23 protein-coding genes are annotated in these 20,909 nt (G+C 39.8%); 16 read left to right on the top strand and 7 right to left on the bottom strand.

Annotated elements, in window-relative coordinates:
- Nucleotides 1-17 precede the first annotated feature (17 nt).
- The 5 genes from F909_RS03670 to F909_RS0120385 form a co-directional block, all read right to left on the bottom strand.
- The gene (locus F909_RS03670) at nt 18-803 is read right to left on the bottom strand and encodes a thiazole synthase (protein WP_005153511.1); all 786 of its coding nucleotides are present in this window, start codon (nt 801-803) and stop codon (nt 18-20) included.
- A 23-nt stretch (nt 804-826) separates the two neighbouring features.
- Nucleotides 827-1,024 carry a sulfur carrier protein ThiS gene (gene thiS / locus F909_RS03675; protein ID WP_005153508.1) on the bottom strand — a complete coding sequence of 66 codons (198 nt, stop codon included), beginning with the start codon at nt 1,022-1,024 and terminating at the stop codon, nt 827-829.
- A gap of 9 nt (nt 1,025-1,033) precedes the next feature.
- The gene (locus tag F909_RS03680; RefSeq protein WP_005153506.1) at nt 1,034-1,399 is read right to left on the bottom strand and encodes a DUF423 domain-containing protein; all 366 of its coding nucleotides are present in this window, start codon (nt 1,397-1,399) and stop codon (nt 1,034-1,036) included.
- Nucleotides 1,400-1,506: 107 nt separating this feature from the next.
- Nucleotides 1,507-2,376, bottom strand: coding sequence for an RNA polymerase sigma factor RpoH (gene rpoH / locus F909_RS03685; protein WP_005153504.1), 870 nt, complete (start codon nt 2,374-2,376; stop codon nt 1,507-1,509).
- Between the two features lie 131 nt (nt 2,377-2,507).
- The gene (locus F909_RS0120385) at nt 2,508-2,747 is read right to left on the bottom strand and encodes a sulfurtransferase TusA family protein (protein WP_032878226.1); all 240 of its coding nucleotides are present in this window, start codon (nt 2,745-2,747) and stop codon (nt 2,508-2,510) included.
- Nucleotides 2,748-3,103: 356 nt separating this feature from the next.
- Between F909_RS0120385 and F909_RS03690 the strand changes: the two genes are divergently transcribed.
- From F909_RS03690 to fba, 3 genes are all read left to right on the top strand, one after another.
- Nucleotides 3,104-3,316 carry a cold-shock protein gene (locus F909_RS03690; protein ID WP_004653893.1) on the top strand — a complete coding sequence of 71 codons (213 nt, stop codon included), beginning with the start codon at nt 3,104-3,106 and terminating at the stop codon, nt 3,314-3,316.
- A 109-nt stretch (nt 3,317-3,425) separates the two neighbouring features.
- Complete coding sequence (gene rhlB / locus F909_RS03695; protein WP_005153497.1) at nt 3,426-4,577, top strand: ATP-dependent RNA helicase RhlB; 1,152 nt, start codon at nt 3,426-3,428, stop codon at nt 4,575-4,577.
- A 212-nt stretch (nt 4,578-4,789) separates the two neighbouring features.
- The gene (gene fba, locus F909_RS03700; RefSeq protein WP_005153496.1) at nt 4,790-5,827 is read left to right on the top strand and encodes a class II fructose-bisphosphate aldolase; all 1,038 of its coding nucleotides are present in this window, start codon (nt 4,790-4,792) and stop codon (nt 5,825-5,827) included.
- A 98-nt stretch (nt 5,828-5,925) separates the two neighbouring features.
- Here fba and F909_RS03705 read toward each other — a convergent pair whose 3' ends face one another.
- Together F909_RS03705 and F909_RS03710 are read right to left on the bottom strand one after the other, a co-directional pair.
- On the bottom strand, nt 5,926-7,239 hold the full coding sequence (locus F909_RS03705) for a peptidylprolyl isomerase (protein ID WP_005153495.1): 1,314 nt from the start codon (nt 7,237-7,239) through the stop codon (nt 5,926-5,928).
- The gene (locus tag F909_RS03710; RefSeq protein ID WP_005153492.1) at nt 7,239-9,710 is read right to left on the bottom strand and encodes an LPS-assembly protein LptD; all 2,472 of its coding nucleotides are present in this window, start codon (nt 9,708-9,710) and stop codon (nt 7,239-7,241) included. The genes F909_RS03705 and F909_RS03710 overlap by 1 nt, the downstream gene beginning before the upstream one ends.
- A gap of 118 nt (nt 9,711-9,828) precedes the next feature.
- Here F909_RS03710 and F909_RS03715 point away from each other — a divergent pair, with 118 nt between their 5' ends.
- The 13 genes from F909_RS03715 (at nt 9,829) to F909_RS03775 (ending at nt 20,802) form a co-directional block, all read left to right on the top strand.
- Complete coding sequence (locus tag F909_RS03715; protein WP_005153491.1) at nt 9,829-10,842, top strand: aminoglycoside phosphotransferase family protein; 1,014 nt, start codon at nt 9,829-9,831, stop codon at nt 10,840-10,842.
- On the top strand, nt 10,842-11,531 hold the full coding sequence (murU, locus tag F909_RS03720) for an N-acetylmuramate alpha-1-phosphate uridylyltransferase MurU (RefSeq protein ID WP_005153490.1): 690 nt from the start codon (nt 10,842-10,844) through the stop codon (nt 11,529-11,531). The genes F909_RS03715 and murU overlap by 1 nt, the downstream gene beginning before the upstream one ends.
- Nucleotides 11,532-11,705: 174 nt before the next feature.
- Nucleotides 11,706-12,341, top strand: a complete 636-nt coding sequence (rsmG, locus tag F909_RS03725; RefSeq protein WP_005153489.1) for a 16S rRNA (guanine(527)-N(7))-methyltransferase RsmG — start codon at nt 11,706-11,708, stop codon at nt 12,339-12,341.
- Nucleotides 12,342-12,359: 18 nt separating this feature from the next.
- Nucleotides 12,360-13,142 (top strand): ParA family protein, encoded by a 783-nt coding sequence (locus F909_RS03730; RefSeq protein ID WP_005153478.1) that lies wholly within the window; start codon nt 12,360-12,362, stop codon nt 13,140-13,142.
- Nucleotides 13,139-14,026, top strand: a complete 888-nt coding sequence (locus tag F909_RS03735; RefSeq protein ID WP_005153476.1) for a ParB/RepB/Spo0J family partition protein — start codon at nt 13,139-13,141, stop codon at nt 14,024-14,026. The genes F909_RS03730 and F909_RS03735 overlap by 4 nt, the downstream gene beginning before the upstream one ends.
- Nucleotides 14,027-14,073: 47 nt before the next feature.
- Nucleotides 14,074-14,703, top strand: a complete 630-nt coding sequence (locus tag F909_RS03740) for a MotA/TolQ/ExbB proton channel family protein (protein ID WP_005153472.1) — start codon at nt 14,074-14,076, stop codon at nt 14,701-14,703.
- 14 nt (nt 14,704-14,717) lie between these two features.
- On the top strand, nt 14,718-15,146 hold the full coding sequence (locus tag F909_RS03745; RefSeq protein WP_005153470.1) for an ExbD/TolR family protein: 429 nt from the start codon (nt 14,718-14,720) through the stop codon (nt 15,144-15,146).
- On the top strand, nt 15,143-16,870 hold the full coding sequence (gene msbA / locus F909_RS03750; RefSeq protein ID WP_005153467.1) for a lipid A export permease/ATP-binding protein MsbA: 1,728 nt from the start codon (nt 15,143-15,145) through the stop codon (nt 16,868-16,870). The genes F909_RS03745 and msbA overlap by 4 nt, the downstream gene beginning before the upstream one ends.
- A 2-nt stretch (nt 16,871-16,872) precedes the next feature.
- Nucleotides 16,873-17,880, top strand: a complete 1,008-nt coding sequence (gene lpxK / locus F909_RS03755) for a tetraacyldisaccharide 4'-kinase (protein ID WP_005153466.1) — start codon at nt 16,873-16,875, stop codon at nt 17,878-17,880.
- Between the two features lie 9 nt (nt 17,881-17,889).
- On the top strand, nt 17,890-18,651 hold the full coding sequence (kdsB, locus tag F909_RS03760; protein ID WP_005153465.1) for a 3-deoxy-manno-octulosonate cytidylyltransferase: 762 nt from the start codon (nt 17,890-17,892) through the stop codon (nt 18,649-18,651).
- A gap of 4 nt (nt 18,652-18,655) precedes the next feature.
- Nucleotides 18,656-19,639, top strand: coding sequence for a DNA polymerase III, delta' subunit (locus F909_RS03765; RefSeq protein ID WP_005153464.1), 984 nt, complete (start codon nt 18,656-18,658; stop codon nt 19,637-19,639).
- Between the two features lie 187 nt (nt 19,640-19,826).
- Nucleotides 19,827-20,132, top strand: coding sequence for a hypothetical protein (locus tag F909_RS03770; protein WP_005153463.1), 306 nt, complete (start codon nt 19,827-19,829; stop codon nt 20,130-20,132).
- Between the two features lie 160 nt (nt 20,133-20,292).
- On the top strand, nt 20,293-20,802 hold the full coding sequence (locus tag F909_RS03775; RefSeq protein WP_005153461.1) for a hypothetical protein: 510 nt from the start codon (nt 20,293-20,295) through the stop codon (nt 20,800-20,802).
- Nucleotides 20,803-20,909: the final 107 nt, after the last annotated feature.

Here is a 20,909-nt window from a genome sequence, read left to right as displayed (position 1 = left end):
CCCTTCACCATCTATATCTACTTAAAGAAATATCCAGTCTCAGGTGAACTCGCATTCGCCATACGCTTACGTGGCATACGACCCGCTAAAAATGCTTCACGACCTGCTTCAACCGCTTTCTTCATGGCTGAAGCCATTAAAATCGGATTTTGCGCAGCCGCAATCGCGGTATTCATCAATACACCATCGCAGCCCAACTCCATTGCAATTGCCGCATCACTGGCTGTACCGACACCTGCATCGACCAAGACAGGCACTTTGGCATTTTCTTTAATGATGGAAATGGTATGTGGATTGAGAATGCCCAAGCCTGAACCAATCAAACTACCCAAAGGCATAATCGCTACACAGCCCATGCTTTCAAGTTCTTGCGCAACAATCGGGTCATCCGAGGTGTAGACCATGATTTCAAAACCATCATCAATCAATGTTTGCGCTGCTTTAAGCGTTGCGGTCACATTTGGATATAAGGTTTTTTCGTCACCGAGAACTTCTAATTTCACCAGATTGTGACCATCAAGCAGTTCGCGGGCCAGCATACAAGTACGAATCGCGCTATCTGCATCAAAACAACCTGCGGTATTTGGCAGGATTGTGTATTTCTCAGGTGGAATCACTGAAAGCAAATTAGGCTGGTCGGCATGCTGGCCGATGTTTACACGACGAATTGCAACGGTCACTATTTCAGTGCCACTGGCTTGAATGGCTAAATCAGTTTCATTGAGATCTTTATATTTACCAGTTCCGACCAATAAACGTGATTGAAACGTCCGTGAACCAATAATTAAAGGGGAATCTTGCATGGGCTTACTCCATTTTTAGCCGATTAGCCGCCACCAACAGCTTGAATAATTTCAATACGATCTTCAGGAGCAATGACAGTTTGCTCAAGTCTACTTTTCGGAATAATTTGTTGGTTCTTCTCTACAGCAAAGCGTTTGCCTTCTAAGGCTAAATTCTGAATCAATTGCTGTAGGTTTTCACAAGATGTGTCTGTTGACTCGCCATTTAAATAGATGTGCATGATCAATCCTTATTTCGCATGCTTGATTGCTTGCCATGCGAGTAGCACCCAACCTGCAATCATAAATGCACCACCAATCGGAGTGATTGCACCTAAGATTCGAGGTAAACCAAGCGCCATAATGTACAACGAACCGCAGAAAAAGATGATACCAATTTGCATCAAAATAAAAGGAATTTTTATTGGAAAAGTTGGTGTGGTTTTATGCAAAACACCCAATATCAGCATGCCAAGCGCATGGTAGAAGAAATATTGAGTTGCTATACTCCACCAAGCCAGTTGCTCAGGGGTTGCAAAAGATTTGAGACCATGTGCACCGAAAGCACCTAACATGACCGCAAGCGCAAGATTAAGCGCAGAGATTGCTATCCACATAATGAGAATGGAACTAGAAATTTGATAAACAAACTTAACATATTCGGGTGTTTAAACAAAGCCAGATCAAACAAAAGGGCCTGAAAGCCCTTGTGTTTGATTTAATCTTAACTCGCAGACATGGCGGTTTTGATTTTTTCCATTGCATTTTTTTCTAGCTGGCGGATACGCTCAGCAGAAACGTTATATTCAGCAGCCAATTCATGCAAAGTTGATTTGTCATCATCTAACCAGCGACGTTGTAAAATATTACGTGAACGGTCATCAAGTTGATCCATGGCCTCATGTAGGGCAGAGGTACTTTGCTGTTCGTAATCTTCTTCTTCAACAAGACGTGCTGGATCGTAACGATTATCTTCTAAGTAAAGCGCAGGTGCTGTATGAGGAGTATCGTCATCATCATCGCCCTGCGCTTCAAAAGCAGCATCATAAGCGGTTAAGCGACCTTCCATCTCTAACACTTGTTCAGGTGTCACATTTAAATCATTGGCAATCGATTTCGCTTCTTCTAGCGTTAAACGTTTGCTTGATTTTTTTAGGCTACGCAAATTGAAGAATAATTTACGTTGTGCCTTGGTAGTCGCAATTTTGACAATACGCCAGTTACGAATCACGTATTCGTGAATTTCAGCTTTGATCCAGTGCACGGCAAAAGAAACCAAACGAACACCCATGTTCGGATCGAAACGTTTAACCGCTTTCATTAATCCAAGGTTACCTTCTTGAATGAGATCACCTTGTGGTAATCCGTAACCTGCATAACTACGTGCAATATGAACAACAAAGCGAAGATGCGACATTACCAATAGTTTGGCAGCATCGAGATCTTGATCATAATAATAACGCTCAGCAAGTTCTTTTTCCTGCTCGGCCGTTAAAATTGGAATTTGATTGACAGTACTGATATATGCACCAAGGTTTACGCCTGGCGCAGACAATGACAGGGGCATCAATTGATTGCTGCTGTCAGTAGTCATGGAGTCTCCTTATAGGATGGCATTTAAGTCAACAATTTCATCTTAATGCGAATGTTCTTCATCACTAAGGAAATTTGAGTATAAAAATGTAAAGTTGTCTAGTTTATCTTTAGCTAGAGTTTAGCAAAGAATTACGTAGATTCAATTAAATAGTGAAATTCAGTGTCTGAAATTTTTTGAGTTAGACATTGAAGTTGCTGAATTTGGCAATATCGTGTTACATCAATTTCACTATGTGGATCAGAAGATTTCAATAGATATTGTTGTAAGCCGGTGGCTTTCTTTAAAGCACGTTTCAACATCAAGAGTGGCATCGGGCATGGTTGTCCTAAAGCATCAATAATGACAGGTGAGTTGTATGTGTTGCTCATATTCATCTAAATCGATTTTTTCATTATCATATTAACAAATTTTCGCGTAATTTTTGAGAGAAAAATTCCATTAAAAAAACAGCTAAATTATTGAAAAAAACAGATAGAAATATCGGAAATAACTAAAAAAACTTCTATTAATTATCATAAACCCATGATAAGCTCGATGCGTTTTAGAAAGTGTTTAATTAAATTTTATTATATTAAACTCTATAACAAATGGATGTAACCGGAAATTGTTGATAGTTTTACAGAATGATTACAAGCTTTAAAATTATAAATATTTTAAAACCTTGTTGGCTCTGCTGTTTGCAACACCGGAAGGTCCTTATCTTTCAATATCTGAGGATTGACTTATGACAGCTCGTGAACAAGGCGTAGTAAAGTGGTTTAACGACACTAAAGGCTTTGGTTTTATTCAGCGTAATGGTGGTGATGACGTATTTGTTCATTTCCGCGCAATTATGGGTGATGGCCACCGTTCTTTACGTGACGGCCAACGCGTAGAATTCAGTGTTGTTCAAGGACAAAAAGGTTTCCAGGCTGAAAACGTTCAGCCTTTAGACTAATTTGTTGCCTTAACGCAATAAAAAACGCCCCAATAAGATTGGGGCGTTTTTGTTTTTTATAGTTTATAATAGCGACTTTATTTTGCTCATTGATGGTTCGAGTGCATATATGACATCTGGTTTTGAAACCTTAAATTTACATCCGCAGTTGAAAAAAGCGATTGATGCTTTGGGTTTTACACAAATGACCCCAATTCAGCAAAAGGTTTTAAAATATACATTAGCAGGGCATGATGCCATTGGTCGAGCGCAAACGGGTACTGGTAAAACAGCTGCCTTTTTGATTAGTGTGATCAATGATCTATTAAATAATCCAGTTCAAGAGCAACGTTTCCGTGGCGAGCCACGTGCGTTAATTTTAGCGCCAACACGCGAGTTGGCGTTACAGATTGAAAGTGATGCGCAAGCACTCACGAAATTTTCAAATTTGCATCTTGTGACCTTGTTGGGCGGTGTGGATTTTGAAAAACAAAAGAAAATGCTGGATCGTAACTTCGTTGATATTATTGTTGCAACACCAGGGCGTTTGATTGATTTTGTTGAGCAGAAAGAAGTTTGGTTGGATAAAATCGAATTTTTGGTGATTGATGAAGCTGATCGTTTGCTTGATATGGGCTTTATTCCATCGGTTAAACGAATCGTTCGCTATTCACCGTTTAAAGAACAGCGCCAGACTTTAATGTTCTCTGCAACATTTAGCTATGATGTTTTAAATCTTGCACGTCAGTGGTTATTTGAACCGGTTACGGTAGAAATTGAACCTGAGCAAAAAACCAATAGCGATGTAGAGCAACGTGTCTATGTCGTTGCGAAAGAAGACAAATATAAGCTTTTACAAGAAATTTTAAGAGAAGAGCCAATCGATAAGGTGATGATCTTTGCGAATCGCCGAGATCAGGTTCGTCGCTTGTATGATCATTTGAAACGTGATGGCTATAAAGTTGGTATGTTATCTGGTGAAATTGCCCAAGATAAGCGTTTAAAGATGCTCGACCAATTTAAGCAAGGTAAGAACAATATTATGATTGCAACAGATGTTGCGGGTCGTGGTATTCATGTAGACGGCGTTTCACATGTGATTAACTTTACTCTACCTGAGCAATCTGATGATTATGTGCATCGTATTGGTCGTACTGGTCGTGCGGGTGCGCAAGGTGTGAGTATTAGTTTCTTGTCGGAAGATGATGCATTCTATTTGCCAGAAATCGAAAAAGCGATTGGTAAAAAATTGCCGTTAACTCGTTTAGAAGGCTATTGCTAAGACTTGATCAGTCTTGTTTAGATGTTTTAAGAACAAGAAAATTTCTCTAAAAAAAGCCAAATCATTCTGTGATTTGGCTTTTTCGATTATTTAGTAAGAATTACTACTCAAATTACACAAAAGATTAAAGATTTTTTTAGAATTACTGTGATTAGTTGCTGAATTGAAATAGATCAACATGTAGAATATGCCGCATTACCTGGGAGGATATTATGGCTCTAATCTCAATGCGCCAGCTCTTGGATCACGCTGCAGAACATAACTACGGCGTACCAGCGTTTAACGTAAACAACTTAGAACAAATGCGTGCAATCATGCTCGCTGCGGATGCAACCAATTCACCTGTGATCGTGCAAGCTTCGGCTGGTGCGCGTAAATATGCAGGTGCACCTTTCTTACGTCACCTTATTTTAGCTGCGATTGAAGAATGGCCGCATATCCCAGTGGTAATGCATCAAGATCATGGTACTAGCCCTGATATTTGTCAGCGTTCAATCCAGTTGGGCTTTAGCTCAGTTATGATGGATGGTTCGTTGGGCGAAGATGGCAAAACACCAACATCATATGATTACAATGTTGATGTAACGCGTCGAGTTGTATCTATTGCGCATGCATGTGGTGTCTCTGTTGAAGGTGAAATCGGTTGCTTAGGTAGCCTTGAAACTGGTATGGCGGGTGAAGAAGATGGTGTGGGTGCAGAAGGTGTACTTGACCATTCTCAGTTATTAACATCTGTTGAAGAAGCAACTCAGTTTGTTGCTGATACCAATGTAGATGCTTTGGCGATTGCTGTCGGTACTTCACACGGTGCATACAAGTTTACTCGTCCACCTACAGGCGATATCTTGGCAATTGACCGCATTAAAGAAATTCATGCTGCATTACCAAATACGCATCTTGTTATGCATGGTTCTAGCTCTGTACCACAAGAGTGGTTAGCGGTGATTAACCAGTATGGCGGTGATATTAAAGAAACTTATGGTGTGCCTGTTGATCAGCTTGTAGAAGCGATTAAGCATGGTGTGCGTAAGATTAACATTGATACCGATTTACGTCTGGCTTCTACTGGCGCAATGCGTCGTATGATGGCTGAGAAACCAAGTGAATTTGACCCACGTAAATTCTTTGGTGAAACAGTTGTAGCAATGAAAGAGATTTGTGTTGCGCGTTACGAAGCATTCGGTACAGCGGGTAATGCAGATAAGATTCGTCCAATTTCTTTAGAGAAAATGGTTGATCGTTACAAATAATGAATTTGTAATGCAGAAAAATAGCGGCATTTGCCGCTATTTTTTTATTTCTATTTTGGGGAATAAAAATGCCAGCAATTGCTGGCATTTTTAACTTGTTATTTCTGTTGTGCTTTTGAGTCTAGGCTTGGATCTTTAATTTCGACATATGCATTGGCGCGAAGTTCACGCATCCAACTGTCAACTTCGGTATCAAACTGACGTTCGCCTAAGATTTGACGTGCCATACGCTCTTGTACTTCCTTGGTCATATCTTGTTCACGCGTACCCATGACTTGTAGGATATGCCAACCAAATTGGCTCTGGAATGGTTTACTGATTTGTCCAACAGGTGTTTCTTTCATTACTTTTTCAAATTCAGGAACCATAACACCTGGGCTAACCCAACCTAAGCTACCACCATCACGAGCTGAACCTGTGTCATTTGAATAAGTTGCAGCTAAAGTGGCAAAATCATCGCCCGCTTTAGCGCGATTGTAGAGACTATCAATCATTTGTTTTGCACGATCCAAGCTAACCACTTCTGATGATTGAATCAAAATGTGGCGAGTTTGATACTGTGGAACTAATGCTTTTTGCTCATTCTGTTTACGCTCGAGCAACTTTAACACATGCACACCATCACGAACATTGATGAGTTCAGTGGTTTGCCCAACTTGTAGTGGCGCAATACGTGCTGAAAGTTCGGTAGGAATTTCTGATAATGAGCGGAAACCCATATCTAGGCCATCAACTTTTACAGCTGAAGTGGAGAGCTTGGAGCTAATCCCTTTAGGGTCATCACTCGTTGCCAGAGCTTGCTTCACTTGCTGCGCAACTTGTTGTACATCATTTGTATTTTCACCTGCAATACGCATGTGAATGACATGAACCTGTGTACCGAGCGCAGCTTGACCTTCTGGGGATTTCAAGAAGTTTTCAACATCGTGATCACTGATTTTGATACGTGACATCACTTGTTGTTGGCGTAAGCGGCCAATGGCTAGATCTTCTGCAACACGGTTACGTAAATTCTCGTAAGTACCTGGTGCAATCGCATCTAATTTTTGTTGAAATGCTTCTAGGCTGTTGGCACCTGATTGGTTTGCCACTTTTAGTACAGCCGCATTTAAACTTTTTTCATCTGGTTTAATGCCGTAACGTTTGACTTGTTCCAATTGTGCTTGGCGAATGATCAATTGATCAAGCACCTGCATTTGTAGGTACTGCTGTGGTGGGACTGTTTTATTTTGCGCTTTTAATTGATGTTCTGTCTCTGCAATCCCTTGATCTAAATCACTTTTTAGAATAACACTACTATCCACAACTGCAACAACCTCATCCGTAGGTTGTGCAAAGCTTTGCATTGATGAAGAAATTAGGGCAGCGAGAACAGTCGCTTTAAAGATATGTTGAAAAGGTTTTATCTTCATTAACGTTGTGTCCAAGATTGATTAATTTTGTTGAAACCTAAAACTCTGTTTTCGAGGAGAGAGGCAAGCTTATTGTTTAAAGCACCTAAGCCTTTTAGGGTGAACTCAGCCATAACCGCATTCTTTTTACGAACATCTGGAGTATTTGGATCATCCAGATCGTTATAGTAAGAACGGCCGTATACTGAAACAGCCCAACAACAAGACTCATAATTTACACCAAGTAAATATTCACGCATCACGTTGTTGTCTATGTCGTATTGAGCGTGACCCATAATACGCCAATTGTCTTTTATCGGTTGTATAAAGGATGCAACAACTTGATCATAGGCATGTTGGCGATCTGTAATGTCTTTACGATAGAAATAGCCTAAATTGTAAAGATTGCCTTTTTCACCTGTGTAATAGGCTTGGAAATCTCTTTGCGCATTATCACCATTGGACATCCACGCCGAGTTTGAAGAGATGGTCACGTTTTGATTGAGCTGGCTTGATAAGCTAACAATCGGACCTGTGCGATTTTGAGTGTCAAAATCGTCAAGCTTTTCATTTAAGCTTACGCGGCGATCACTAAAATAATAACTTTGACCTACGCTTGCTTTAATTCGCTCGAGGCCTTCGGTATCTAATAAACTATAAGTAACGCCGAGTGATAGAAAGTTGTTGTCATCTAAACGGTCATGCCCATAAAAACGATATGGGTTGAACAGTTGATCATAGTTGATTGACGCAGTGGTTGAGTCAAAGTTTGGATGATCATCTTGATTTTTATAAGGTGAATATGCATAAAAGGCACGAGGAGAAATGCTTTGTAAGTATTTGCCTTCTTTTTCGAAAGTGACGCCCGTTGCAAAAGTGAATTGAGGAACAACAACTGATTTTTCTAAATCATCAGAAGCTGAAAGCCCTCGACCTTCTTTTGAACTTTGATCAAAGAAGGTATTGATACTACGAACAGAAACTTCTGGAATTGCATAGAACCAAGATGGGGTCAAATAGTTGTAGCGAACCGCAAACTGGTTGTAAATACGGGTACCGCTTGATTCCAGTGCCGAGCCATCATTCACAGACTTTTTGAAGTAGGCTGTGTCATTATTAAACTCATACTGTAGGCCTTGTGGATCGCCTGTGACGTAGTTTAATAAAAATTGCGGAAGACGAGCGTAGGGCTTGTCTACATCTTTTACAGTTTTATCTAGTGTTTGGAAGTCTTCAACTTTTAACTGAGCTCTCAGCCCGGGAATTCCATTTTGATAGTTAAGTTCCCAAGCACGGCGTAAATTTAGATCCGTTCTGGTGTTTGGATTATTGTTAAAGTCTGCAAAGTAGTCTTTATCAGAGGCATAGTTATATTCTAAATTGGTTGACCATTGATTGTTGATCCGCCAATTATGAATAAAATGAAGATCATCACGTGCTTCATTGCCATACTGATTGTCACTTGCAATATAACCACCCCAAATACGACCTGCACCAAAGTTCTCAGTCATATAGCGGAAGTCTGCATCTAATTTTGGACCACGTTTACTCATATAGCTTGGTGTAAGTGTGAGATCGTAATTAGGTGCTAGATTGAGATAAATTGGAGTGATTAATTGCGCGCCACCGTCATTGCTATAACCAAAGTTTGGGCTGAGAAGACCAGTGGTGCGACGGTCATCAATCGGGAAATTGAAATAAGGCACTGCTAATACAGGAACATCTTTAATATAGAGTTTTGTATTGCGGGTGACACCGCGACCTGTATCTTGGTTTAATTCAATTTCTTTGGCCTGAATTTTCCATGCTGGTTTCTGTTCAGGCGGGCAGGCTGTATAGCTTGCATCTTTAAAAATAACTAAATTTTCATTGGCACGTTTAATTTGGTTTGCATGACCATGCGCGTGTTGTTGCTCAGAGATATAGAAACTATTGTTTAAATCACCTGTTTGGGTCTTTAAATTATAGTTAATCGCATCACTTTGGGTGAGTAAGCCTGATTGAGCAATCTGGACACGGCCTTCAGCATTGGCAAATGTTTGTGTCGAGTCGATCGTGACTTGGTCAGCACGGATGGTGCGGCCTTCTTGATCAATCACTACATTGCCTTGCAAAACAGAATCGCCAGTTGGGTTGTAATGCCCATAATCAGCAGTGAGCACTGAAGTTGTTGTGCTCGCATCGCCTACTTTTGCTTGAGGATTAATCGGGGTGACCCACGTTCCTTGGCAAAATGAAGAGCTTAGATAACGATTATCACGCAACTGTGCTTCTGGTGCTGATTTATCTACATAATATTGCTGGAAAAAACTTTCCCCAGGATAACTTTCCTGATCTTGCTGTCCCTGATTTGGAATTGCTGCTTTAAGCTGTTTGTTGTCAAGCGTAGAGACAGCATCAGCTGGTGCCGCGAAACCTGATTGGATCGAGCCGCCACACAAGAGTGTCAAAATAGCTGTTGCTAAAGGATTAAATTTAAACTGATGTTTCATTGTCTCATTAACCAATACGCTAATTCACAATTAATTATTGTCGCATCATAGAGAAAAAGTTGATAAGTGGCTACACTTAAGCTTTCAAAATCTCAGCTAGTTTTAGATTTTATTGCAAATGAATACACAACGTGAACAATTGATACAAACTTGGCTTCAAGCCACCCTTCAATCTGATCAATTTGAGATCAACTTTTTGGCAGGAGATGCAAGCTTTCGCCGCTATGCGCGAATTAAGTTACAAAACAAAACATATATGCTCATGGATGCACCGCCTGAAAAAGAAGATTGTATTCCATTTGTTAGCATCGATGAGTTTTTTGACAAAAATGGTGTGCGTGTACCGCATATCGTTGCGAAAGACTTAACTTTAGGGTTGTTGTTGCTAGAAGATTTTGGTGATGTTGTTTTATCAACTTTACTCAATGATGAGACAGTCGATCAATACTATGCACAAAGTTTCAAGCAACTGATTGAGTTACAGCAGATCAATGCGGATACGCAATTGCCAGCTTATTCTTATGAAAAGTTGATGACAGAAATGCGTCTGTTGACCGACTGGATGTTGCCATCTTTGCAAATTCAGCCGACAGAGCAGCAACTTGAAACAATCGAACAAGCTTTTGACTTTCTTGCGATTGAAGCGACTCAGCAGCCACAAGTGATCGTTCATCGTGATTTTCACAGTCGTAATTTGATGAAAATCGAAAATGAGCAAGAGCTGGGGGTGATTGATTTTCAAGACGCGGTGATTGGTGCGGATACATATGACCTAATTTCGATTACACGTGATGCCTACGTACAATGGAATGCTGAGCGTGTTTATGAATGGTTTGAGGTGTTTTATAAGCTCTTACCTGCAACTGCGAAACAAAACCGTAGTTTTGAGCAGTTCAAGCGTGATGCAGATTTGATGGCAATTCAACGTCACCTTAAAATTCTTGGTATTTTTGTGCGTTTATTTGAACGTGATGGCAAGTCAGGTTATTTAAAGGATTTACCGCGCGTGATGTGGTATTTACTGGAAGAAAGCCATGGATATGATGAACTGAATGACTTTATGCAATTCATTCGTGAAATCGTGATGCCGAAGTTTGTTGAAAAATATGGCAGTTATGAGGTTGCAGCCTAATGAAAGCGATGATTCTTGCTGCGGGCTTGGGTAATCGTATGCGTCCTTTGACCTTACATACCCCAAAGCCTTTACTCGAAGTTGGTGGCAAACCATTGATTGTTTGGCATATCGAAAAGCTGCAAAAAATAGGCATTACCGAGATTGTGATTAATACAGCATGGTTGGGTGAAAAGCTTGCTACTGCTTTAGGTGATGGTTCTCAGTTCGGTGTTACTATTTTGTGGTCACACGAAGGTGAAGGCTTGGAAACCGCTGGAGGGATCATCAATGCATTGCCATTGCTGGGTGATGAGCCTTTTATTCTAGTGAATGGTGATGTCTGGACCACAATGGATTTTGACTCATTGTTAAATGTTCAGTTGGAGGATAAGCAAGCGCATTTAGTGCTGGTTGAAAATCCACCTCAGCATTTAAAAGGTGACTTTATCCTTGCAAATGACTTGGCTTACACTTTTGAGCAGGAGCAGCTGGGTGAGGCTCTAACGTATAGTGGAGTTGCGGTATTGGCACCACAAATGTTTGTTGGTTTGGAAAATGGCAAACGACCATTAGCACCATTATTGAAACAAGCCATGCAGCAGCAGCAAGTTTCAGCTGAAAAGTTGCAAGGAATTTGGGTAGATGTTGGTACACCTGAGCGTTTGGAGCAGCTTGATCAACAGATTAAGCAGGGCACATTCGCATAATAAAAAATGCTTTGTCTATCTGTGATTTGCATAAGAAAAGACAAAAACTTAATAGATTGTGCAGTTTATCATGCTTGTAAATGTTTAACTGCATAATCGTTCAACAAGTCCTGCTGTGCCTTGTATCAGAAATCGGTATACTGCACAGCAAGTTTATCGAGATGTCGCACTGTTATGCATCCTTTTTTTCAAGAATTAAAGCAAGGTAGTCAAGCTCTAGGTCTCAACCTAAGTGAAGAAGCCCTAACACTCTTATTGAAATATCAAGATGCGCTGGTGCTATGGAATAAGGCATACAATTTAACGGCCATTCGTGAGCCGAAAGAAATGTTGGTTAAACATTTATTAGATAGTTTAAGTATTTTAAGTGATTTGCCACAAGGCCGTTTATTAGATGTAGGTACGGGTGGTGGTATGCCGGGCATGATCATTGCATTATGTCAACCAGAACGTTCTTGTGTACTATTAGATTCGAACGGGAAAAAGATTCGTTTCTTGAAGCAATTTATTGCTGACTTAAAACTGAAAAATGTAATTGCAGTTCAAACACGTGTTGAAAATGAAGATAGTATTGGTGAACTTGGTCAGTTTGATGTCATTACAAGTCGAGCATTTGCTTCTTTGACCGATTTTGTTGATGCAGCACAGCCTTATATGCATGAGCAAAGTATCATTGCTGCAATGAAAGGCTTGATCCCTGAGGATGAAGTTGAGCAAATGAAAGATCAGTATTCATGTAAGATCATTGAACTGCGTGTGCCGAGATTGGATGAACAGCGTCACTTACTTTTACTTCAACGTATTCAATAAAAAATATTAAGGGTAGTCATGGCTCAAATTATTGCGATTGCAAACCAAAAAGGTGGTGTGGGAAAAACCACGACAGCAGTCAATCTTGCTGCCTCTTTGGCGATCTTGAAAAAACGTGTCTTGTTAGTCGATATGGACTCACAAGGGAATGCCACCATGGGGTCAGGTATTCAAAAGAATGATTTACTTAACTCAGTCACAGATGTGTTGTTGGGTGAAGTGCCAATTGAAACTGCGATTCAAAAAGCAGAAGTCGGTTATAAGGTTTTAGGTGCAAACCGTGAGCTAGCAGGTGTAGAACTTGCCATTGCCGAGCAAGAAGGCCGAGAGTTTATTCTGAAAAATGCTTTGCAGGAAGTAGATGCTGCATTTGATTATATCATTGTCGATTGTGCACCAAGCCTGAGTTTAATTACCGTCAATGCCTTGGCTGCGGTCAATGGTGTAATTATTCCAATGCAATGTGAATATTATGCTTTGGAAGGTTTGGCTGATCTAACACAGACCATTGACCGTATACAAAAAGCCCTTAATCCAAACTTGGAAATTGTTGGGGTATTACGTACCATGTATGACGCTCGTAATGCATTGACACGTGATGTGTCAGCAGAGTTAGAGCAATATTTTGGTAAAAAACTATATGAAACGGTGATTCCACGAAATATTCGTTTGGCAGAAGCACCTGCTCATGGTTTACCTGTGATCTATTTTGAAAAAAGTTCAAAAGGTGCAATTGCATATTTGAACTTAGCCGCAGAAATGTTGAAGAAAAGTAAAGTGAAAAAAGGAAGTGCTGTATGAGCATCAAAAAACGCGGATTGGCTAAAGGTCGTGGTTTAGATGCGCTATTAGGTTCAATTCAAAAAGAGAAATTGCAACTTGAAGCACAAGCCTTGGATCATGGTCAACTCAAGCAAATTGATGTCAATTTATTGAAGCGTGGTGAATATCAACCGCGGAGCTTTATTCAAGAACACGATTTACAAGAGCTTGCTGCATCGATTGAAAAACATGGTGTGATGCAGCCAATTGTGATCCGTCCTGTGGATGATGAGCAACATCCTTATGAAATTATTGCGGGTGAACGTCGTTGGCGTGCTGCCCAATTAGCAGGTTTGGCAGAAATTCCGGCAATTGTGCGTGACTTAAATGATCAAGTCGCAATTGCTTTGGCATTGATTGAGAATATTCAACGTCAAGATCTCAATCCGATTGATCAAGCCGTTGCTTTACAGCGCTTTCATGATGAATTTGGATTAAGTCATCAAGAAATTGCAGATACGGTAGGTAAGGCGCGTACTACAGTGAGTAACTTGTTACGCTTACTGAGCTTGGCCGATCCGATTAAAGACTTGATGCAACAAGGTCAGATTGACATGGGGCATGCTCGTGCGATCTTGACGCTGAAGGCAAAAGATCAAATTGCGGTTGCACAAATCGTGATTGAAAAAGGTTTGTCGGTACGTCAAACTGAACAATTAGTTCGTGAGTGGAGTGAACCAAAACCTGAAAAGGAAAAGGCTCAGATTTCTCCAGATATTGAACAATTGACTCAGAAGCTTTCCGAGCGTTTCGGAGCGAATGTGAAAATTGACCATAACCAGAAAGGTAAAGGGAAAATGGTCATTCATTACCACTCACTGGATGAGTTGGATGGAATCCTCAATATTTGCTTACCTAACTAATATTGAGGGCGCATCCTTTTATATTTTAGCTATTATTGGGGAATAATATGTGGGAACTTGTGAAAGCGGGTGGCTGGTTAATGCTGCCCCTTATTCTTTCATCAATTTTTACGGTTGCCATTACAATTGAACGATACATTCGTTTAAAACGGTCACAAGTTTTACCGCAAGCATTGCTTGTAAATGGTTCTGATGTTGATGCAGTTATTGTCCAATTAGAACAAGAAGATGCTCAGAAAAGTCCATTAGGTCGTATTCTTAAGTCTGGCTACGATCAGCGCGATCAAGGTGAGCAATTTGCCCGTGCGCAAATGGAAGCAACAGCTTCTCGGGAAATCAGTTATCTCGAAAAAAATATTAACTTTCTTGGAACGCTAAGTGCTATTGCGCCTTTGTTGGGCTTACTTGGTACAGTTCTGGGTATCATTGAGTCATTTTTGGTGATTGATATCGGTTCTGCGGGTAATGCCAGTATGATGATGCCAGGTATCTCTAAGGCCTTGATTACCACAGCTGTCGGGATGCTGATTGCGATTCCAGCAATGATCGCATATCGTTATTTTCAGCGTGTTGTACATGAATATATTGCTGAATTAGAACAGCAATCAACCTTGTTTCATGCAGCACTTTTCTATAAAAAAGCTGCTCATGTGCAAGAACACCGTCGTGCAAGCTAAGCCGAGGTGGCATCATGAAGTTTAAACGCTCTAAGGTCGAAGATATTCATATCAATTTGACGCCAATGATTGACTGTTTGTTATTTATTTTGGTGTTTTTATTATTATCAACGACATTTAGTCAGCAAAGTCGTATCAATCTGACTTTGCCCGATGCACAAGGTGTTCCACCTAAACAATTCGATCACAAAATTGAAATCATGGTAGACTCCACAGGGCATTATTCTGTGAATGGTCAAGCATTATCAAGTAAAGATACCGCTGATTTAAGCACAGCGATTAAGCAAGTTGCACAAGACCGTCGTGATTTTATGTTTATTATTGCGGCTGATGCAAAAGTTGCGCATCAAGATGTGATTCGAGTGATGGATGTCGCCGGTCAACTCGGTTTTGTTAACGTCAATATCAGCACCAAAGTTCCAACGAGAGGTTTTACTGAGTGAATCAGGATTTTAAGGTTTATGTCCGTTTAATATCGTATTTAAAATCTTATTGGGGCGTTGCCTTACTCGTCTTGCTTGGTTTTGGTATCAACGCGGCGACGGAGGTATCTGTCGCAAAGCTATTGAAATACATCATTGACGCTATTCAAGAAGGTAGCCGTAGCAATCTGGATTGGTTTCCAGCACTTATTGTTCTATTGATGTTTTTCCGTGGAGTTGGCCTATTTCTCGGTGGTTACTTTTCTGCGGTTATTTCACGCAGCTTGGTCTTTAGCATCCGTCAGGAAGTGTATGCAAAACTGTTAAGATTACCAGCGCAATATTATCTTGATAACAGTGCTGGTCACATCAGTGCAAAGTTGATGTATAACGTTGAACAGTTAACAGCTGCATCTTCTGAGTCTTTGCAGACCTTGATTAAAGATGGTTTGATTGTTCTTGGTTTATTGAGTTATCTACTCTATACCAACTGGCGATTAACTTTATGTATTGTGGTCTTCATGCCTTTTATTGGCATATTGGTCAGAATCGCATCTAAAAAAATGCGTAAATTGTCGATCCAAGTACAAAATACCATGGGTGATGTAAACCATGTGGTACAAGAAACCATTACTGCAAACTCTGTGGTAAAAAGCTTTACTGGTGAAGAGTTTGAACAGAAACGTTTTTATAAATCGTCTGAAGAGAACTTACGTCGTGGTTTGAAAATGGTGGTGGTGCAAAATATTAACAGCCCAATCATTCAGCTTTTATTATCAATGGCGATGGCAATCATTCTTTGGCTTGCTTTACGTCCACAAGTTTTTGGTGATACTTCTGCGGGTGAGTTTATTTCATTCATTACCGCTGCTGGCCTTATTTCTAAGCCTGTTAAGAATTTGACCGATATCAATGAAAAGTTACAACGTGGTTTAGCTGCAGCACATTCAGTGTTTGAGTTGTTGGATACGCCTGAAGAAATCAATAATGGTCAATTGAAACCCGCTTTAAAGGGTAATATTCAATTCGATCATGCAAACCTACGCTATGAAGATGGTACACATGCAATTAAGGATTTCTCTTTAAATATTAAAGCGGGTCAAACTGTTGCTTTAGTTGGGCGTTCAGGTGCGGGTAAGACTTCATTAGTCAATATGTTGCCACGCTTCCAAGAGTTGAGTGAAGGGCAAATCTATTTTGATGGTATTCCAGTTCAGGATATTGAGCTGGCTTACTTACGTTCTCAAATTGCGACAGTGAATCAGCAAGTCGTGTTATTTAATCGCTCAGTTCGCGATAACATTGCCTATGGGCAGTTACAAGATTCAAGCGATGAGCAAGTGATTGCTGCGGCGAAAGCAGCGTATGCACATGACTTTATTATGAACCTGCCGCAAGGTTATGACACCATTTTGGGTGCACAAGGTTTGAATCTCTCTGGTGGTCAGCGTCAACGTATTGCTATTGCCAGAGCAATCTTAAAAGATTCTCCAATTCTGATTTTAGATGAAGCAACCAGTGCGCTTGATAATGAATCAGAGTACTTTATTCAACAGGCATTTGATAAAGCGATGCAAGACCGTACTACGATTGTAATTGCACATCGTTTATCTACGGTAGAAAATGCAGATCTGATCGTAGTAATGGATAAAGGTCAGATTATTGAGCAAGGCACGCATGCTGAGCTTTTAGCAAAACATGGTATGTATTATCAATTACATCAACGTAATTTCGAGGAAAATTAAGCATGTCGATGGCGCAACGTATTCAGGATGCTTGGAATCAACAAGCGTCATGGTTGGTGGTGTTGCGCCCCTTATCATGGTTATACCGATTTGGTTTTTGTGCAAATAAAGCGCTTTATCAACATGGGATTAAACCCATATATAAAGCGCCTGTACCTGTTATGGTGATTGGGAATATTACCGTGGGTGGCAGTGGTAAGACACCGCTGCTGATTCAACTGGTCAAATATTTACAGCAACATAATGTACGTGTCGGTGTAATTAGTCGTGGTTACGGTGGTGCAGGTCCTTTTCCTGTTTTAGTTACTTCGCGTTCTGAACCAGATATTGCAGGAGATGAACCTTGTCTGATTGTTCAATCTACCCATGTGCCCATGGCCGTTGGTCCTAATCGCCAAGCTTCTATTGAGTTGTTATTGGAAAATGAGCAGCTTGACCTGATTATTAGTGATGATGGTTTGCAGCATTGGGCTTTGGCGCGCCAGATCGAATGGATTGTGTTAGATCAAAATCGTGGTCTAGGTAATGAAAAGTTATTGCCAGAAGGTTATTTACGTGAACCTAAGTCACGCTTAAACGAAAGTACGGTCATTGAGCATACTAAAATTGCGCAAGCACGAAAAAATATGCATTTAGCAGTCGGTCAGCCTTATCTTTTAAATGCAAATACAGATACAAATTGGTTTGATCCCAATCAATATTTCAATGCTGTTGTTGGAATTGGTTTCCCTCAGCGTTTTTATCAAACCTTAGCATCTTTGGGTGTACAGCAATATCAGGCACATGAATTCCCAGATCACCATGATTATGAAATTGATGATTTAACATTTGAAAATCATGATGCCATTATCACCACTGAAAAAGATGCCGTAAAGTTCAAGACTTTATTAAAGCAACATCCTGAATTTACTACCCCGATTTGGGTGGTCCCCGTTGAAGCTGTTTTGTCAGCAGATTGTTATGATGTATTGAAACAACAATTGCAGCACCTCGGTATCCAATTTTCTTAGAGAGCGACCATGAAACATATCGTCATCCCAGCTCGTTTTGCGAGTTCTCGTCTTCCGGCAAAACCGTTACTCCTGATACATGGTCGTCCAATGATTTTGCGTGTGGTCGATCAAGCGAAAAAAGTTGCTGGTTTTGATGACTTGTGCGTTGCTACCGATGATGAGCGTATAGCTGAAGTATGTCGTGCTGAAGGTGTTGATGTGGTTTTAACAAACCCAGATCATCCATCGGGTACAGATCGGCTCAGTGAGGTTGCTCGTATTAAAGGTTGGGCAGTAGACGATATTATAGTGAATGTACAAGGGGATGAACCCTTACTTCCTGCGAAACTTGTGCAACAGGTGAGTCAGCTGTTGATTGATCATCCACACTGTGCCATGTCTACTTTATGTGAACCGATTCATCAGTTAGAGGAATTTCAACGCGATAGTATTGTCAAAGTGGTGATGAGTAATCGCAATGAGGCGTTATATTTTAGTCGTGCAACCATTCCTTATGATCGTGATGGAGCAAAACAGGCTGAACAGCAACTGCATAATCAAGCTTTTCGTCATTTAGGCTTATATGCCTATCGCGTCAAATTGCTACAAGAGTATGTCACTTGGGAACAGGGACAGCTTGAGAAATTGGAAAGCTTAGAGCAACTTCGCGTGCTAGAAAATGGTCATCGTATTGCCATTGCTGTGGCAGAAGCAAATTTACCCCCTGGTGTGGATACGCAAGCGGATTTAGATCGATTAAATGCAATGTCTGTGAGTTTATTTGAATAATATTATGGTCGATACTCAATCTACAGTGATATACCCATGGCATAAGCAGACTTGGGAATTACTCAGTACACGATTCCCAGAACTTGGGCATGGTCTATTGTTTTATGGAAAGAAGGGCTGCGCCAAAAAAGAGTTTGCAGAGCGTTTTGTTGCTTGGGTATTGTGTTTGAATAAACAGCAGCAACATGCTTGTGGTGAATGTTCAAGTTGTCAGTGGTTACGATCAGATACGCACCCAAATTATGTGCATATCACGACGGATGAAGATAATAAAAAACAAAATGCCAAAATAAAAATTGAGAAAATCCGAGAACTTTTGCCTTTTGTTCAGCAAACTGGCGAAGGTTGGCGGGTTGTAATGATTGAACCTGCTGAAGCATTAAATACCGCATCAGCAAATGCATTGTTAAAAACCTTAGAAGAGCCTGGTGAAAAAGTTGTTCTGATTTTACTTGCAGATCATTACTTAAAACTTTCTGCCACGATTCGTAGTCGTTTACAGCATTTTGCGCTAGACCGAATGTCGATTCAGGATGCACAAGCATTTGTACAACAACAAATTCCAGAGACTACAACGGAACAGGTCAAACTGTTGTTGAATCTTGCTAATGACATGCCACTTACAGCCATTGAGATTGAAAAGAGTGTTTGGCTACAAAAGCGGGCTTTATTCTTGAATGATTGGTTTAAATTGGTAGCTGAAAAAAATATGCCTTTAAACTATTCAAATAAATGGTCTAAAGAATTAAATTTTTCTGAATTTATCACGATGTTTGAATATCTTTTAGCTGATATCGTGAGTTTAAAACTGAACCAATCGTTAAAAAATGATGATTTAGATTTTAACCCATTGGCAGAATTTTATAGTTTGGACGCTTTGTTTACGCTCTATTCGGATTTGCAGCAAAAGAAATTAATGGTAGAACAAAACGTACAAACCCAATTGGTTATTGATGAGTTATTTATTCAGTTAATGAATGTGAGTTAAGTAAGATTTAATACAGAATGAAGTTTTATTTTATCAAATAAGCTTTATTGGAATTTTGATAGGATATTGTTTTTATAGCATTTATGTGAGTTTTGTATATAAATTGTTCGTCGCTCTTTAATCCTGTTTGAAAGTATATAAAATGTGAGTTACTTCACAATAATATTAAAAAATAAGGAATATAGAGATGAAAACAACATTTATAGCGATTGCTTTATCACTTACCATGATACCAAGCATTACGAAAGCTGAACCAAAGTTTGTATCGAATATTAATGGCTCATCTTTTGAGATTAATGCGTCGAATTTGGGTACACAAGCATACGAGTGTGTTTATAGCTATTCTTTTAATCATGCTCAAAGTTCTGCTGGAAATCAGTTTAGTGGTAAGTTTTATATTGAAGCTGGGGTAAATAATATTTCGGTACTTACGCGAAATACTGATCAAATGATCAGTAAGTTAAACTTTGATTATAAATGTACCGAAAAATAGAAAAGCATAAACACAAGCTAGACATAAAAAAAACCGCTCTTAAGAGCGGTTTTTTTTATGGAAAAATTTTAAGTTTAAATAATGTTAAAAATTCACATCTTTTGTTAAATATGTTATTTTTTCACATAGCGATTTGCTATGTAAGTTAGGGAATTTTGAGATGCAAATAAAAACACTTTTAGTTACTTTAAGCCTTCTTTCATTGAGTGGTTGCCAGACTTTGGATTCAGCCATGTCTGCAACAGATGGGATACTCAATAAAACTGGAGATATTTTGAGTGGCGACTTTCGCGGTTTAGGGCCTGCAAAGAAAGCAACTTTGTCTGAAATATGGAAAGACTGGCAGCAAAATGAAATCACTGCGAAACGGAAGTGGGATTCACAACGCCTTGAGGTACCTGGAATTATTACTCGTATTACTAAAACGGGTGAAATCGTTTCTCAAAATCAGATTGCGATTATTTTTAAAGATCCAAGCAATGGGAAGTGTAAAGGGCAAGGGCTTACTCGTGATGATTTAAAAGTAAATACAGACAAAATCAGCAATTTAAAAGTTGGTGATCGAATTGTAGTAACTGGTGTATTAGGCACAACAGAATCAAAATGGGCGACTCAAGGCGAATGTTGGTTCTCTTTTGACAAAGCAGAAATCGTCAAGGCGACAAAATAATTTATATTGGTGATATGGTAAGCAAGTATTGCTATATCACCTTGATTTTAATGAAAATTAATGTTTATTCACAAGTTGAGCGGCTTTCGTGAGCAGAGTGGCTTAGT

The sequence above is a fragment of the Acinetobacter sp. ANC 3929 genome, assembly GCF_000369405.1.
Classification (GTDB): Bacteria; Pseudomonadota; Gammaproteobacteria; order Pseudomonadales; family Moraxellaceae; genus Acinetobacter.
This window is presented reverse-complemented; position numbering and strand designations above follow the sequence as displayed.

Excerpts from the sequence above, each read along its gene's own strand:
- F909_RS03770 (WP_005153463.1), top strand. The coding sequence starts at position 19,827 with ATGAAAACAACATTTATAGCGATTGCTTTATCACTTACCATGATACCA.
- F909_RS03775 (WP_005153461.1), top strand. The coding sequence starts at position 20,293 with ATGCAAATAAAAACACTTTTAGTTACTTTAAGCCTTCTTTCATTGAGT.
- rhlB (WP_005153497.1), top strand. The coding sequence starts at position 3,426 with ATGACATCTGGTTTTGAAACCTTAAATTTACATCCGCAGTTGAAAAAA.
- F909_RS03715 (WP_005153491.1), top strand. The coding sequence starts at position 9,829 with ATGAATACACAACGTGAACAATTGATACAAACTTGGCTTCAAGCCACC.
- kdsB (WP_005153465.1), top strand. The coding sequence starts at position 17,890 with ATGAAACATATCGTCATCCCAGCTCGTTTTGCGAGTTCTCGTCTTCCG.
- F909_RS03680 (WP_005153506.1), bottom strand. The coding sequence starts at position 1,399 with ATGTGGATAGCAATCTCTGCGCTTAATCTTGCGCTTGCGGTCATGTTA.
- F909_RS03735 (WP_005153476.1), top strand. The coding sequence starts at position 13,139 with ATGAGCATCAAAAAACGCGGATTGGCTAAAGGTCGTGGTTTAGATGCG.
- F909_RS03670 (WP_005153511.1), bottom strand. The coding sequence starts at position 803 with ATGCAAGATTCCCCTTTAATTATTGGTTCACGGACGTTTCAATCACGT.
- rsmG (WP_005153489.1), top strand. The coding sequence starts at position 11,706 with ATGCATCCTTTTTTTCAAGAATTAAAGCAAGGTAGTCAAGCTCTAGGT.
- F909_RS03690 (WP_004653893.1), top strand. The coding sequence starts at position 3,104 with ATGACAGCTCGTGAACAAGGCGTAGTAAAGTGGTTTAACGACACTAAA.
- fba (WP_005153496.1), top strand. The coding sequence starts at position 4,790 with ATGGCTCTAATCTCAATGCGCCAGCTCTTGGATCACGCTGCAGAACAT.
- F909_RS03705 (WP_005153495.1), bottom strand. The coding sequence starts at position 7,239 with ATGAAGATAAAACCTTTTCAACATATCTTTAAAGCGACTGTTCTCGCT.
- rpoH (WP_005153504.1), bottom strand. The coding sequence starts at position 2,376 with ATGACTACTGACAGCAGCAATCAATTGATGCCCCTGTCATTGTCTGCG.
- thiS (WP_005153508.1), bottom strand. The coding sequence starts at position 1,024 with ATGCACATCTATTTAAATGGCGAGTCAACAGACACATCTTGTGAAAAC.
- F909_RS03745 (WP_005153470.1), top strand. The coding sequence starts at position 14,718 with ATGAAGTTTAAACGCTCTAAGGTCGAAGATATTCATATCAATTTGACG.
- F909_RS03740 (WP_005153472.1), top strand. The coding sequence starts at position 14,074 with ATGTGGGAACTTGTGAAAGCGGGTGGCTGGTTAATGCTGCCCCTTATT.
- F909_RS0120385 (WP_032878226.1), bottom strand. The coding sequence starts at position 2,747 with ATGAGCAACACATACAACTCACCTGTCATTATTGATGCTTTAGGACAA.
- lpxK (WP_005153466.1), top strand. The coding sequence starts at position 16,873 with ATGTCGATGGCGCAACGTATTCAGGATGCTTGGAATCAACAAGCGTCA.
- F909_RS03710 (WP_005153492.1), bottom strand. The coding sequence starts at position 9,710 with ATGAAACATCAGTTTAAATTTAATCCTTTAGCAACAGCTATTTTGACA.
- murU (WP_005153490.1), top strand. The coding sequence starts at position 10,842 with ATGAAAGCGATGATTCTTGCTGCGGGCTTGGGTAATCGTATGCGTCCT.
- F909_RS03765 (WP_005153464.1), top strand. The coding sequence starts at position 18,656 with ATGGTCGATACTCAATCTACAGTGATATACCCATGGCATAAGCAGACT.
- F909_RS03730 (WP_005153478.1), top strand. The coding sequence starts at position 12,360 with ATGGCTCAAATTATTGCGATTGCAAACCAAAAAGGTGGTGTGGGAAAA.